At 30.0% G+C, this 14,678-nt stretch carries 13 protein-coding genes; 1 reads left to right on the top strand and 12 read right to left on the bottom strand.

The annotated features are described in order from the left end of the window. Positions 1-107: 107 nt before the first annotated feature. Entirely contained in the window at positions 108-1,274 is a 1,167-nt protein-coding gene (locus ELQ06_RS06100; protein WP_052793907.1) for a pyridoxal phosphate-dependent aminotransferase, read from the top strand. Between the two features lie 22 nt (positions 1,275-1,296). Here ELQ06_RS06100 and ELQ06_RS06105 read toward each other — a convergent pair whose 3' ends face one another. The 12 genes from ELQ06_RS06105 to ELQ06_RS08730 all read right to left on the bottom strand — a co-directional run bounded on the left by ELQ06_RS06105 (position 1,297) and on the right by ELQ06_RS08730 (position 14,504). Further along, a complete protein-coding gene (locus ELQ06_RS06105; RefSeq protein ID WP_002882534.1) occupies positions 1,297-1,638 on the bottom strand; it encodes a cupin domain-containing protein in 342 nt (113 codons plus the stop codon). Positions 1,639-1,707: 69 nt separating this feature from the next. After that, complete coding sequence (locus tag ELQ06_RS06110) at positions 1,708-2,739, bottom strand: MBL fold metallo-hydrolase (RefSeq protein ID WP_052793908.1); 1,032 nt, start codon at positions 2,737-2,739, stop codon at positions 1,708-1,710. A 28-nt stretch (positions 2,740-2,767) separates the two neighbouring features. Further along, a complete protein-coding gene (locus ELQ06_RS06115) occupies positions 2,768-5,683 on the bottom strand; it encodes a DEAD/DEAH box helicase family protein (RefSeq protein ID WP_052793909.1) in 2,916 nt (971 codons plus the stop codon). Beyond that, the gene (locus tag ELQ06_RS06120) at positions 5,676-7,247 is read right to left on the bottom strand and encodes an ATP-binding protein (RefSeq protein ID WP_052793910.1); all 1,572 of its coding nucleotides are present in this window, start codon (positions 7,245-7,247) and stop codon (positions 5,676-5,678) included. Before ELQ06_RS06120 ends, ELQ06_RS06115 begins: the two co-directional genes overlap by 8 nt. 11 nt (positions 7,248-7,258) lie before the next feature. Further along, the gene (locus ELQ06_RS06125; protein ID WP_134237486.1) at positions 7,259-7,882 is read right to left on the bottom strand and encodes a restriction endonuclease subunit S; all 624 of its coding nucleotides are present in this window, start codon (positions 7,880-7,882) and stop codon (positions 7,259-7,261) included. Then, positions 7,879-9,789, bottom strand: coding sequence for an N-6 DNA methylase (locus tag ELQ06_RS06130; RefSeq protein WP_134237487.1), 1,911 nt, complete (start codon positions 9,787-9,789; stop codon positions 7,879-7,881). Before ELQ06_RS06130 ends, ELQ06_RS06125 begins: the two co-directional genes overlap by 4 nt. A 132-nt stretch (positions 9,790-9,921) precedes the next feature. Next, positions 9,922-11,793 (bottom strand): molecular chaperone DnaK, encoded by a 1,872-nt coding sequence (gene dnaK, locus ELQ06_RS06135; protein WP_052797744.1) that lies wholly within the window; start codon positions 11,791-11,793, stop codon positions 9,922-9,924. Positions 11,794-11,815: 22 nt separating this feature from the next. Beyond that, positions 11,816-12,346: a nucleotide exchange factor GrpE gene (gene grpE, locus ELQ06_RS06140; RefSeq protein WP_002893254.1), complete on the bottom strand. Its 531-nt coding sequence runs from the start codon at positions 12,344-12,346 to the stop codon at positions 11,816-11,818. Beyond that, positions 12,343-13,134, bottom strand: a complete 792-nt coding sequence (locus ELQ06_RS06145; RefSeq protein ID WP_052797745.1) for an HrcA family transcriptional regulator — start codon at positions 13,132-13,134, stop codon at positions 12,343-12,345. The genes grpE and ELQ06_RS06145 overlap by 4 nt, the downstream gene beginning before the upstream one ends. Positions 13,135-13,342: 208 nt before the next feature. Next, on the bottom strand, positions 13,343-13,621 hold the full coding sequence (locus tag ELQ06_RS08720) for a hypothetical protein (RefSeq protein ID WP_167861650.1): 279 nt from the start codon (positions 13,619-13,621) through the stop codon (positions 13,343-13,345). Between the two features lie 26 nt (positions 13,622-13,647). After that, the gene (locus ELQ06_RS08725; RefSeq protein ID WP_167840567.1) at positions 13,648-14,265 is read right to left on the bottom strand and encodes a hypothetical protein; all 618 of its coding nucleotides are present in this window, start codon (positions 14,263-14,265) and stop codon (positions 13,648-13,650) included. Further along, positions 14,262-14,504, bottom strand: coding sequence for a hypothetical protein (locus ELQ06_RS08730; protein ID WP_167840566.1), 243 nt, complete (start codon positions 14,502-14,504; stop codon positions 14,262-14,264). Before ELQ06_RS08730 ends, ELQ06_RS08725 begins: the two co-directional genes overlap by 4 nt. Positions 14,505-14,678 lie beyond the last annotated feature (174 nt).

Below are 14,678 nucleotides of genomic sequence, written 5' to 3' on the forward strand. Positions count from 1 at the left end.
TACAAATTTTCACATTTATTGAAATTTACAACTCATTTTTAAATTAAATTTATTGTAAAAATGCAATTTTCTGCTAAAATTAAACAAAAATTATCAAGGATTGAAAAATGCTTACAAAAAGATCTCAAGTTTTAGAAGAATCTATCACTTTAGCCATCACTGCACTTGCCAATGAACTTAAAGCCAAAGGCGAAGATATCATTAGTTTTTCAGCAGGCGAACCTGATTTTGACACACCACAAACTATCAAAAATGCCGCTATAAGTGCTATTGAAAAAGGATGTGGAAAATACACTGCCGTTGCGGGAATTCCTGAAGTATTAAAAGCTATTCAAATCAAATTTAAAAAAGATAATAATCTTGATTATGAAACAAGCGAAATTATCACCAATGTAGGTGCAAAACACTCTCTTTTTGAATGTATAGAATGTTTAGTAGAAAAAGATGATGAAGTGATTATCCCTAGTCCTTACTGGGTAAGCTATCCTGAAATGGTAAAATTTGCAGGTGGAAAACCTGTATTTGTAAAAGGCTTAGAAGAAAATGGCTTTAAAATTACCGCTGAACAATTAAAAAAAGCTATCACAGCTAAAACCAAGGTTTTGATGTTAAATTCTCCTTCAAATCCTGTGGGATCGATTTATTCTAAAGAAGAATTAACTCAAATTGCTAAAGTTTTAGAAGGAACGCAAATCACTGTTTTAAGTGATGAAATGTATGAAAAACTTCGCTATGATGGTTTTGATTTTGTAGCTTTTGCAAGTGTAAGCGAAGATGCTTTAAAACGCACTACGACCATTAACGGACTTAGTAAATGTGGAGCTATGCCAGGATGGCGTTTTGGCTATATGGCAAGCAAAAATAAAGCCCTAATTTCGGCCGTTAAAAGACTTCAAGGACAAAGCACTTCAAATATTTGCTCCATTACTCAACATGCGGCCATTCCTGCTTTAAATGGAGAATGTGATAAAGATATAGAAAAAATGCGTCAAGCCTTTGAAAAACGCCGTAACTTAGCCTTAGATATGCTTAAACAAATCCCAAATATCAGTGTTTATAAACCAGAAGGTGCTTTTTATCTTTTTGTAAATATACAAAAAATAGAAAAAGATTCTATGAAATTTTGCCAAAAATTGCTTGAACAAGAAAAAGTTGCCGTTGTTCCAGGTATAGGTTTTGGAATGGATGGATATTTTAGGCTTTCTTATGCCACAAGCGATGAGCTTATCAAAAAAGGTTTAGAAAGAATAGCAAATTTCATTGCTTCTTATTAAGCCCTAAAGCCTTAAAATTACTTTAAGGCTTTTTAAGCACAGCATTTACTCTTTGAATACTATCTGATTTATTTAAACTCAATCTTATTATAGAATTTTCTAATCCACCTAAAGAATGCGCTACATTTGCCTCTAGGCTTATCATATCTAAAGCATTTAATTCAAATTTTTCCTTTTCCACTTCAAACCAAATTTTACCACTTAAAACTTGAACATGTATAGCAAAAGGAGCTTTATGCTCTTTCATCACACTATCTTTAGCTAATAAAATTTGAATTTCTTTACCTTTTTCATTGTCAATTAAAACATTGATTTTCACTTCTTTTGGGCTAAATTCCGCCCTATTCCATTGAATGATTTTCACAAAATCTCCTTTTTTAGTTTTATAAAACTATAACAAAAACCAAAATATAAATTATAAACTTGTGTTAATTTATCCTTCTTTCCACCAAAAATCCTGTTTAAACTTAACCCCTATTTCATAAGCCTCACCCATTTTTGGTGTGATAAGGGGTAAATCTAAATTTTCATAAAGAAATTTTACCACTTCATTCCACGCATGAGTTCCTGCTAAAAATCTCCCCCAATGTATAGGCATGACAGCTTTTGCATTAAGATCTTTCGCTTCTTTTAAAATTTGATCAGGAAAAGAATGTGAATATGGCCAAGCGATATTAAATTGTCCGCTTTCAAGACAAGCTAGGTCAAAACCTCCAAAATACTCACCTATTTTTTTAAAATGTGTAAAATACCCTCCATCTGCACTAAAAAACACTCTTTTATCTACACTTAAAAATTCCATCACAAAAGAAGCCCAAAGAGTTTTGTTTTTACCATCTCCCCTACTTGAACTGTGCTGTGCAGGTGTTGCAATGATTTTTAAATCATCAAATTCTATTCCATTCCACCAATCAAGCTCTATGATTTTTTTCTCACTCACCCCATAGCTTTTTAGATAATTTCCCACTTTTAAAGGAGTGATAAAAAATTTAGCCTTATCTTTTAAAACTTTTACACTCTTAGCATCTAAATGATCAAAATGCGAATGCGTAATAATCACAGCAAAAATTTCATTAAAATCATTTACATTATAAACAGGAGCATTTTTAAAAGCCTTATTGATAAAAGAAATAGGCGAAGCATGAGTGTTAAAAACAGGATCGATCAAAATTTTATATTCTTTAAAACTTATAAAAAGCGAAGAATGTCCAAGCCAAGTAATATGTGGGGTGCTAAAATCACTCAAATCAGGCTTAAAAAAAGGTAATTTAAAAGAAGGAATGGCATTTTTTGGGTAAAGATAATAATATCTCAAAATTTCTTTAAAAGACACTTTAGGAGTTATAAGACTTTGCTCATTTTCATTAAGAAAAATTTCATATTTTTTACCCTGCACTTTTTTAGCTTTTGATCGTTGTGCATTAGAAATATCAAAGGTTTTAAAAAAATCTACACTCACAAACATTTATCCTTTTTTTTGACAACTTTATACTTTAAAAATCATTACAAACCATATTAAACATGGTATTTGCTATCTTGTCTTTAAATTCTATATTTTGATTAAATTGTTTAAAAAGTTCTAAATTTAACTCCAAGATATCTTGAATTTTATCTTTTAAAAGTGCATCGAACTCGATACGAGAATTTTGCATATCGGATTTGCTAAAAGTTTCACGTATTCTTTCATTTTTTGCTATATCATCTTTTATATCGTATAAGATTTTAGCGATTCTATCGCTTTCATTAAAGTCTATATTTGTGTATTTGTTATTAAAATCTTTGATGATGTTTAAAAGTTCTTCTAATTCAGCTTCAACACTTTTGCTCGAACCATCTGCAAATGAAGGCTTTAGCTCTCCATTTCCTTGCAAAATGATATCTTGTGTTTTATCAAGTTGTAAGCGATAACTATCAAAATCCACATTATCTAAAATTCCTTTGGCTAAATCCTCTGATTTAGGCAAGATGATCTTACTAGCAAGTTTTTTAAGCAATATATAGAGTTTTTCAAGCTCTATGTCTTCATAAGGCAATATTTGAGCTAAAAAAGAATACTCTTTAAGATAAGTTTTTGCTTTATTATAAAAATCCAATTTTTCATCATCACTTTTTTGATTAAATCTATCTAGCATTATGTCCAATTTTGCATGAATGATATTTTCTTTTTCTTTTCTTAAAATAGCATTTGTAAAATCATCTATTTCTTCTTGGGTATAAATTTCATACTCATTTAGATTTGCCTTTAAATCAAAAATTCTATTATCATCTGTGGCTTCACTTAAATAAGTTTGCTCATAAAACACACTAAAAGATTTTGCTATATCTTCATGAGTATTTACAAAATCTAGCACAAAAGTGTTTTCTTTGTTTTTGCAAGTTCGGTTTAGTCTTGATAGAGTTTGTACTGCACTTACCCCACTTAATGCTTTATCCACATACATAGTATGTAATAATGGCTCATCAAATCCGGTTTGGTATTTTTCCGCAACGATTAAAAAACGATACTCATCTTTTTTAAACTCATCTTTTAAAACATTTTCCGCAAAACCATTTAAAGCACTTTCGCTATAAATTTCACCTTCTAAATTTACTTCACCTGAAAAAGCTACAATGGCTTTAAAATGTGGATAATTTTTTCTTAAATATTCCCTAAAAACAAGATAATATTTCACGGCATTTTCTCTTGAGCTTGTTACAATCATAGCTTTTGCTTTACCATTTATCTTTTTAAAGCTATTTTGAAAAAAATGCTCACACATGATTTGTGATTTTTGTTCGATTGTTTTGATATTGTTTTGTACATAAGCTTTTAGTTTTGCGCTTGCTCTTTTTTTATCGTATTTTGGATTATCATTTGTACAAGATATGATTTTATAGTAACTTTTATAGGTTGCATAACCTTTTAGTACATCAAGTATAAATCCTTCTTCTATGGCTTGTTTCATCGAGTAAAGATGAAAAGGGATAAACCTTTGTTCTCCATTAACATCACAAGGCATACCAAACATTTCTAAGGTTTTTGGCTTAGGCGTAGCGGTAAATGCAAAATAAGAAGCATTACTTTGGAGTTTTTTATTTTTTATGATTTCTAAAATTTCATCATCTAAATTTTGACTTTCATCGCCGCTTTTATCCCTTATGGCTTCTGCCATTTTTTGAGCATTGCTTCCGCTTTGACTTGAATGAGCTTCATCGATAATGATAGCAAAAGTTTTGCTTTTTAAAGTTTTGATTTCATCTAAAATAAAAGGAAATTTTTGTATGGTTGTGATGATGATTTTCTTACCTTCTTCTAAAGCATTTTTAAGCTGTTTGCTTCCATGAGTGATAGCTTCTACTAAATTTTTTGTCTGCGAAAAGGATTTTACATTTTCTCTTATTTGACTATCAAGCACTTTTCTATCGGTTACTACGATGATAGAATCAAAGATATTTTTTTCAAGTCTATGCAAGCTTACGAGATTATGTGCAAGCCAAGATATAGAATTACTCTTGCCACTTCCTGCACTATGCTGGATCAAGTAGCGTTGCCCTGTGCCGTTTTCTTTTGCATGGGCGAGTAGCTTTTCTACTACATCGAATTGATGGTATCTAGGAAATATGATGATTTCTTCATTTTTCTTTTTTACAACTTGCACAAAATTAAAAAATAAATTTAGCAAAGTATCTTTTTTAAAGATTTTCTCCCACAAATAAGCTGTTTTTATACCATCACTTGGTGGATTACCTGCTCCATTTGCTAGGCCTATTTTGCCACTACCATTATTTAAACCAAGGTTAAAAGGTAAAAATGTAGTCGCATCTTGATCTAATTTCGTACTCATGTAACAAAGATCATGATCTAGCGCAAAATGCACTATCGTATAGTTAAATATAGCTTCTTTTGGGTTTCTATCTTTTTTGTATTGCTCTATAGCATGAAAGACATTTTGTCCGGTGAAATGGTTTTTAAGCTCTATGGTGATAAGAGGTAAGCCATTTAAAAAGATCACCATATCAAGGGAGTTTTTATTTTGCGTGCTATAGTAAAGCTGGCGTATGATAGAAAGGGTGTTTTGCTCGTATTTTTTCACACTTTCTTCGTTTGCATTGGTATTTGGCTTGGCAAAGGCTAGGTAAATTTTGATACCTTTGATCTCTACATAGCCTTGCAAGGCTTTGACTATGCCTTTAGTTTTGATCTGTGAGAAAATACGATCAAAAAGTTCTTTTTTATAGTTTTGCCCACAACGCTTTTTAAGCTCTTCAAGTGCTACACTTTGCGTAGCTTGTAAAAAATTTTCAAAAAGCTCTACATCTAAACATAAATTTTTATCGTAATTTTCATTTGTTCTTTTGATATAGGCATGGTTTTCTAACAAATATGATTCTATGAAATCTTCAAGCCTCTTTTCTGTGTAGTTAGTCATTGTTTTTTCCAAAAATAATATTTTCTAATTCTTTATAAATTTTAGTATCTTCTGTAATATATTTACATAATGTCGATTTTAAAAAACCATCAGCATTACTTCCAATATAATAGGTTTTACCTTCTGATTTAAATTGATTCTTTAAAGCATTAAAAATTTCTCCTCGTACTTTTTTAAGATCATGTATATCATTTTGTTTTATTTGTTTTATTTGTTCAAGTACTTTTAAATAATCAGTAAAATTATTTTGACAAAAAAGTTCTAAAATTTCATCATCTAATAAATATGTTTCCAAATTTGCTTTGTTCAAAACGATTATATTTTGATTATTAAGATCTTTAATTTCTTCATCTGTATGTGTATCTCTATCAATTAATTTAATAATTTTAGTTTTTGGCAGTATGTATTCTAGTAGTTTTACACTTTGATTATCATCTTTTTTCAAATCTTCACAATTACCACCAGCTATAAAAGTAACTTTTGGATATTTTTTATTAAAAATATTATTATAAATTTCAGCGTCAAAATTTTTTCTTTTTTCACCACATAAATTTCCTTCGCAAAAAATTATAATTTCTGGTGCTATAAAATTTGATAAATTTCCAATAGTAAAAGATAAAAATTTTTCCCAAATTATATTGTCAATATTACAAGGTTCTAATACTATTTCTTCATCAAAATTTTGTTCCGAAAAATCAATAATAGATATATCTTGATTTTTGCATGCAATTAATTCTTTTATTTTTTGCAATATTCCTAAAGAATGTGTTGTAATCCATAGCTGATTATTATCTGGAATAATATTATAAATTTCTTCAATTAGTTTTGACTGTAATGAAGTGTGCATATGAGTTTCTGGTTCATCAATGAAAATAATCCCATCTTCAAAATATTCTATTTTTAAAACCAAATCTAATAATAAATCAAAAGCTGATTTTTCTCCTGATGATAAATTTTTATAATGAAATTTTTCTACTTTTCCTTTTTTAAAATAAAAACTACCATTTTCAAAAGGATTTGTTATTCCTTCTAGAATCAAATCATCAAAAATATTTTTCATAGATTTTCTTAATTTACCCAATAATCTTTCTTTTAAATCTTTTACTAATATTTCAGAGTTCTCATTATTATATAAATCAGATACCGTCATTCCAACTAATCTTTTAAAATTATCAGAAACAGAAGTATCATTATCTATAATTTTTCTGAGTTTTAAACTTTCATAGGGTTTGCTCATTTTTGAAAATTGCTCAACTGTAAAATCTGCTTCATTTCTATGAGCACTTCTAAAATGCATTAGCTTTTGATAATTATAATCATGAGGTAAATCTTGATTAAAAATTATATCAATTTGATGACCTATATTCAAATATTTATTATGATACGTTGTATCTATAATATTCCATCTTTTACTTTTTTGCCATGTGTTGCAAGCTTCCAAGATTGATGATTTTCCACTTCCATTAGGACCGACTAACGCAACTAATTTAGATTGTTCAGTGCCTTTAATAATCAAATTATCAAATCTTTTAAAATTTTTAATTTGAATTTCTTTAATTCTCATCTTTTCTCCTTTTATAAACTAATCCTACCGCATACGGCTTGGTTTATGAGTATGGTTTTGTATTCTTTTATGAGTTCTATTTGTTTTTTGATTTTTTCTATGATTTTATCTATTTTAGAAATTTCAGAATCTAAAAAATTTGCAATTTGCTCTTGCTCTTTTAGTGGTGGAAGTGGAATTTTAAGATTCAGTAAATCTTCTTTTGATATTGTATTTCTTAAACCTCTATATAAAAATTTAAGATTTTTTCTGTTATCAAGGTCAATAAAGAAATATTCTAAAAATCGTTTTTCTTGATTTTTAATCTCAAATATAGTATAAGCACTAGTAATCATTCCATTTAATTTTGATAATCCTATAATTCTAGGGGTTTCTGCTACATCAAAAAGACAAAAAATTAAATCGCCTTCTTTAACTATCTGATAAGTAGAAAAATCACTTGGAAATTTTCCTTCCGGATTATTAATATCTCTTTCTATAACTCCATTTAAAGTTAATGATAGTAATTTTGTTTTATTCCACAAATCACCTATAGGTATACTCTTTAAAACAAAAAAATTTTTACACTTAATCAACTTCCAATGCTCCGGAATTTCCCCAAGCCATTCTATGTCACTATCTTTGAAATTTTTCATTGCATGATCTCTTTTAAAAGATCTTGCACTTCTTTTTCTAGATTTTCTAATTCGCTGTTTATTTCTTCTAGTTTTCTTGGTGGAGTATAGATATAAAAGTATTTGTTAAAAAGTATTTCATAGCCCACACTTGCACTCTCCCACGCTATCCAAGAGTTTGCTACATAAGGCTTTACTTCTGTGTCATAGTAGTTTTGTATGTCTGTTTTGAGTGGAATTTTTTCAGTATTGTTAGTTTTATCGCTATCAATGATGAGATTTTCTTCGCTTTTTTTAAGCTTTACACCTAAAAATTTGATAAATTCTTCTCTGTTTTTAAAGTCTTGTAGATTTTGTTCTAATTGTTCTAATTTTTCTAAAATTTTATCTTTGTCTTTGAGTTTTGCAAATTTTTCATCATCTTTTAAAGCTTCTATGCTTTTTGGTTTTTCTATGATGATTTTAGTATAGCCAAAGTCTTCATTATCCAAAATCTTGCAATCTTTGTTGCTTGCATTTTCTAAAAATAATTTAGTGATTTTTTCTATATGTTCTTTAGTCATTTCATTTTGTTTAGAGCCTAAAGACTTTTTCATTTTTGAAAAATACTCTTCATTTGTAGCGTTTATAAGCTGGACTTTGCCTTTTTTGTGTTCTGGCTTTTTGTTGGTGATGATCCATATAAAAGTAGGAATACCGGTGTTATAAAACATATTAGTAGGTAGGGCGACTATAGCTTCAAGATAGTCGTTTTCTATGATATGCTTTCTTATAGCTACCATACCGCTATCTGAGTTAAAAAGCGAGCTTCCATTATGCACGCTTGCGATACGAGAACCCAAAGGGGTGTCAAACTTCATCTTGCTAAGCATATTGAGTAAAAACATCATTTGCCCATCGCTTTTGCTTGTGATACCTACGCTAAATCTTGGGTCATTGCAAGTTGAATTTGAGCCTTTCTTTTCTACGCCTAAAATTTTTTGATCATTTTCCCAAGACTTACCATAAGGCGGATTGCTAAGCATGAAATCAAATTGTAAGTTTTGTTGATCATTGCTTAAGGTAGAACCAAATTTTATATGATCTGGATCTTCGCCCTTTATTAACATATCTGCTTTGCATATAGCATAAGTTTCAGGGTTGATTTCTTGTCCGTAAAGATAAATATTTGCCTTTGACTGTATAAGTCCTTCAGGATCTGTGATGAATTCTTTTGATTCTGTTAGCATACCACCACTTCCACAAGCATTATCATAAATAAGCCATGTTCCTTGTTTGATCTGCTCTTTTACAGGCAAAAATACAAGATGAGTCATAAGCTCTATAATCTCTCTTGGGGTAAAGTGCTCTCCGGCTTCTTCATTATTTTCTTCGTTAAATTTACGGATAAGCTCTTCAAAAACATACCCCATGCCAAGATTACTCAAGCCTTTATGGATAACATTACCTTTTTCATCTAAAATATCTTCTATACCGAAATTTACCTTAGGTGAGCAAAATCTTTCTATAACACCAAAAAGTATATTGGATTCTTCTAGGGTATCGAGTTGGTTTTTGAATTTAAATTTTAAAATGATATCTTTGATATTTTCACTAAAACAATCAAGATAATTTTCGAAATTTATTCTTATGTTTTTTGGATCGTTTAGAAGGGTTTGTAGGTTAAATTTAGAATAATTAGAAAAGCCTAGGTTGTTTCCTTGTTTTCCACCTAGTATAAAATCTAAATTTTCAAATTTATCTTTATAAGTGTCGTAAGTTTCGAGAACTTTATCTTTTGTAGGCTCTAAAACCGCATCAATTCTTCTTATGATTGTCATGGGTAAGATAACATCGCGGTATTTGCCCTTCACATAAACTTCACGAAGCAAATCATCTGCCACACTCCATATAAAGTTGACAATGGGCTGGAATTGGCTTTGTTCCATGATGTGTTCCTTATATTTTTATTAATAATATATTATATAAAATCACTACTAAAAAATTTTTAAAAATTAAATAAGATAAAATAGAATTGAGTTCAAGCCTTTTAAAAAGGCTTGAATGGAGATTTTGGAAGATTACTCAACTTCAGCGTCGATTACATCGTCATCTTTTTTCTTTTTATCGTTCGCTGCATTTGGCTCATCTTTTTTATACATGTTTTCAGCTAATTTATGAGAAACTTCGCTTAAAGCTTTCATTTTGCTTTCAATCTCTTCTTTGCTTGCATTTTGATTTTTCAAAGTCTCGCGCAAATCATCAAGAGCTTTTTGGATATTTTCTTTATCAGCAGCAGCAACTTTTTCACCCAACTCACTTAAAGATTTTTCTACTTGATGAGCCAAGCTATCAGCTGCATTTCTAGCATCTACAGCTTCTTTGCGTTTTTTATCTTCTTCTTTGTGAAGTTCAGCATCTTTTACCATGTTGTTAATTTCTTCTTCGCTAAGTCCGCTTGAACCTGTGATTTTGATCTCTTGAGCCTTACCTGTTGCTTTATCTTTTGCACTAACAGTTAAAATACCATTTGCATCAATATCAAAAGTAACTTCGATTTGCGGCATACCGCGTGGTGCTGGTGGAATTCCTTCAAGATTAAAATTTCCTAAAGATTTATTATCACGACTAAATTCTCTTTCCCCTTGTAAAACATTGATAGTTACAGCACTTTGATTATCTTCAGCGGTTGAGAAAACTTGCTCTTTTTTAGTTGGGATAGTTGTGCCTTTTTCGATAATCTTAGTCATTACCCCGCCTAGAGTTTCTATACCCAAAGAGAGCGGAGTAACATCAAGTAAAAGCACATCTTTTACATCACCTTTTATAACCGCACCTTGAATCGCCGCACCAATAGCCACAACTTCATCAGGATTTACAGACTTATTAAGATCTTTATTAAAAGCTTTTTTCACTTCTTCTTGCACTAAAGGAACACGAGTAGAACCCCCTACCATAACAATTTCTTTGATCTCATCTTTTTTAAGCCCTGCATCGCTTACTACTTCATTGATTTTAGTGATGGTTTCAGCTACTAAAGAATCAATCATACCTTCAAATTTAGCTCTAGTAAGTTTTTTAACCAAATGTTTTGGCCCACTTGCATCTGCTGTGATAAATGGTAAATTAATTTCAGTTTCATTAGCTGAACTTAATTCTTTTTTAGCGTTTTCTGCTGCTTCTTTCAAGCGTTGTAAAGCCATAACATCATTTTTAAGATCTATGCCTGTTTCATCTTTAAATTCATTAGCTAGAAAATCTATAAGTTTATTATCAAAATCATCACCCCCTAAGAAAGCATTACCACCTGTTGCTAAAACTTCTACTACATTATCGCCAGTTTCAAGCACAGTAACGTCAAAAGTTCCCCCACCTAAATCATAAACCACGATTTTTTCACTATCTTTTTTATCAAGTCCATAAGCTAGAGCTGCTGAAGTAGGTTCATTGATAATTCTTAATACATTAAGTCCTGCTATCGTTCCTGCTTCTTTTGTCGCTTTTCTTTGTGCATCGTTAAAATATGCAGGTACAGTAATAACCGCATCTACAACACTCTCGCCTAAGAAAGCTTCAGCATCTTCTTTTAGTTTCATTAAAACTTTTGCTGAAATTTCTTGCGGAGTATAAATTTTACCTGCGATTTCAATCGCACAAGCACCATTTCTTTCAGTGATATGATAAGGAAGTCTGTTTTTAGCTTCTTTAGCCGCGTCTTCATTGATCATCAAACCCATAATTCTTTTAATAGAATAAATAGTTTTTTCAGGGTTAGTTACCGCTTGGCGTTTTGCACTATCTCCTACTAAAACCTCGCCTTTATCTGTAAAAGCTACCACAGAAGGAGTTGTATTTTTACCTTCTTTGTTTGGGATTACTTTACTTTCGCCGCGTTCATACACAGCAACACAAGAATTGGTTGTTCCTAAATCTATACCTATAACTTTACTCATTTTTTATCCTTTTTATTAAAATTTATTTTGCTACACTAACTTTGGTTGGGCGGATTACGCGATCGGCTATTTTATAGCCTTTTTGAAGCACGGTAACCACTTCACCACTTTGATGATTTTCACTATCTACATGAAACATTGCCTCATGTAAATTTGGATCGAACTCTTTTTCTTCTTTAATAAGAGCCACTCCATGCTTTTCAAGTTTTTTAAGAAACAAATCTAAAGTGTTTTGCACTCCTTCTTTGATTTTTAAGCTAATTTCATCATGGCATTCGACATTGATAGCTGCTTCTAAAGCATCTAAAACATCAAGTAAATCCTTTGCAAAGCTTTCATTTGCATAAGCCATAGCACTTAGCTTTTCTTTTTCCATTCTTTTTTTAATATTTTCAAATTCAGCGTTTGCACGCATATATTTGTCTTTTAATTCATCATAGTCTTTTTGCAATCTGTTTTGCTCAACATCTTCGATATTTTGCAAATTCTCATCTTGCAAATGTTCAGAATTTTCTGCGTTTTCATTTTCAAATTCTTGCTTTTGCTCGCTCACGCCGCCTCCTTTATGTATTGTAATATTTTTTTATAATCCGTATAAACACTACCTGCTAAGATAATATTTACATCTTCGCCCAAAAACTGCGCATCCACCTTAAGCCCCATAAAACCTTCTTTAAATAAAGGTTCAAATTCAAGACTTTCTTTAAAATAACGATGAACTCCACAATCTAAGAGCTTAACAAATTCATCATTTTGATAAATTTGATAAGCTCTTTCTTCATTGCTTCTATAGCAAATCAAATTTTGTCTTAAGCTAGCTATTTTTTCTACAAGATCTATAAAATGAACTCTCAAAGCTATTTTTTCTATACTAAAAAGATCCAATCCTATAAGACTTTGTAAAAAATTCCATGCTTCTTTTTCATATTTTAAAACGAGCTCTTCTTCTTTAAAATCAAGTACTATAAACTTAGCATTTAGATCAAGTACTTCTTTAAGTACTAAGCTTCTACCACCATAAACAAGACAATAAATTTCAAATTCTTTACTCAACTCTTTTAAAAAATTCTCACTTTTGATATTGATATCTTGATCTTGTTCTTTTTTCCAAAAACTTTGCCAGTAATTTTGCATTGTCAAAATAGTAGGAATTCTACCACTACTTATATGAAGCTGAGTGATCAAACCCTCGTCGCTAAGCCTTTTAAGATAGACGCGTATAGTTGAAGCAGGGATACAAAGATTTAAATTCAATTCATTTGAACCAATAGGAACATTATCTAAAAGATAAGTTTGAATGATAGAATCTAAAATCAAATCCTTTTTATCTCGGCTTTTCATAGCTCTTTCCTTAAATTTTTAGCACTCTATTTTTTGATTGCTAGAAGTATTATACAACATTGAGTGTTATTTTGTCAAGTATAAATATAAAAAAATATACTTAATTTTATTTAGTCTATATGGCTAAACTTTTATTAGTTACTTTTTTATAAGAATACAATATATCAAAATAAAAAAAACAATACACTTTATAAGATAATTATAAAAACTAAGCCCAAATTTTAATTAAATCAGCTATTTTTCCATAACTCATAGAATTTATATCAAAATAAGTTTGCTTCATTTCGTTGATAATTTCACCAAGATTGTCATAATTAAGTTTAGTTGCATCTTTAGGTTTTAAACCTAGCATTTTTGCACTTCTTTGTTTAAATAAATCCACAAAACCTTCATAGAAAATTTTAAATTTATCCGGATTAAAAACAAGTTTTTTATTCCCAGTTTCTTTATCTTCAACTTCATCAAAAATTTTATCAGATAATTGCATTTTAAGTAGAGATTTTTCATCTTCACTTAAATCATCATTTTTACGCCTTTACATAATTTATCTAAGATATCTTTAATTTCTATTGTATTAGCTTGATCAAATTTAGTTAAAGTTAATATACCTACACTTTCAGTCCATCCAGAATTTGGAGCTTTGGTTTTTACTGCTTGCATGCCAGTTTCGCTAAAACTAAGCTCTCCATTAAAATCTCCATCTTTTCTTATCATTTTATCAAGCTCTAAACCTATAGTTCTACCAGCATAATCTGTATCTTTAGTATCATCTGGACGCATTTCTCTAAAATCTTTTTCAAAACCAAATAGAGTATCTACACTACCATTTAATTGTGTATAAGATTGCACAAAAAGTCCTAAATTTGTTTCCTGTGCTACAAAACCACTTTTCGTATCTTCAAGCTCACAATCTTCTAAATATCCATCATTATTTCTATCGCTAGCTACTATATCAGCATACCATCCAGCCACGAAATTTTCAACTTTTCCACTTAATATATATGATCCATCAAGTCTTTTAGTCATATCTTCTTTGTCAAATTCAATCTCCAACTTATTAATAGCTGTTGAACTTAAAGCACTACGAACGAGTTTATTTGTAATAGAACCTCTAAAATATATAGTAGTCATACCTCTTTCAGCTTTTTTACTTTATCACTTACCTTTTGATTGAAAAATTTTTCATCTTCTAATCTTTGAAGCATAGTTTGAGCTACATCTGTTTTTTGCTCTTGAAATGAAGAGGAATTTTCGTCTTTTTCATTAAGAGTCTTTGGTTTTAAATTCAACTTAAAAGATTTATATACACTAGCTTGCTGAGAAGATTTAGATATGGGTTGAAAATGATTAAGAAATTTTATAAAATCCATTTTGATGCCTTCAAATTTTCGACATCTTTTCAAAAATATTGCTAATATATTCTGCGTAATTTTAACTTAGAAAATTTTAAATTTTATCCTTCTAGTATTTCCAAACCCCTAAAAACACCCTATTCTCTCTAAAAACCCTAACCAGTAACAAACTCTTTTTTAAACACGATTCTA

The sequence above is a fragment of the Campylobacter sp. CH246 genome (assembly GCF_004378835.1).
Taxonomy (GTDB): domain Bacteria; phylum Campylobacterota; class Campylobacteria; order Campylobacterales; family Campylobacteraceae; genus Campylobacter_D; species Campylobacter_D jejuni.

Coding starts and splice junctions, on each gene's coding strand:
- ELQ06_RS06125 (WP_134237486.1), bottom strand. CDS start 7,882: ATGAAAAATTTCAAAGATAGTGACATAGAATGGCTTGGGGAAATTCCG.
- ELQ06_RS06110 (WP_052793908.1), bottom strand. CDS start 2,739: ATGTTTGTGAGTGTAGATTTTTTTAAAACCTTTGATATTTCTAATGCA.
- ELQ06_RS06145 (WP_052797745.1), bottom strand. CDS start 13,134: ATGAAAAGCCGAGATAAAAAGGATTTGATTTTAGATTCTATCATTCAA.
- ELQ06_RS08730 (WP_167840566.1), bottom strand. CDS start 14,504: ATGGATTTTATAAAATTTCTTAATCATTTTCAACCCATATCTAAATCT.
- ELQ06_RS08725 (WP_167840567.1), bottom strand. CDS start 14,265: ATGACTACTATATATTTTAGAGGTTCTATTACAAATAAACTCGTTCGT.
- dnaK (WP_052797744.1), bottom strand. CDS start 11,793: ATGAGTAAAGTTATAGGTATAGATTTAGGAACAACCAATTCTTGTGTT.
- ELQ06_RS08720 (WP_167861650.1), bottom strand. CDS start 13,621: ATGCAATTATCTGATAAAATTTTTGATGAAGTTGAAGATAAAGAAACT.
- ELQ06_RS06120 (WP_052793910.1), bottom strand. CDS start 7,247: ATGAGAATTAAAGAAATTCAAATTAAAAATTTTAAAAGATTTGATAAT.
- ELQ06_RS06115 (WP_052793909.1), bottom strand. CDS start 5,683: ATGACTAACTACACAGAAAAGAGGCTTGAAGATTTCATAGAATCATAT.
- ELQ06_RS06100 (WP_052793907.1), top strand. CDS start 108: ATGCTTACAAAAAGATCTCAAGTTTTAGAAGAATCTATCACTTTAGCC.
- ELQ06_RS06130 (WP_134237487.1), bottom strand. CDS start 9,789: ATGGAACAAAGCCAATTCCAGCCCATTGTCAACTTTATATGGAGTGTG.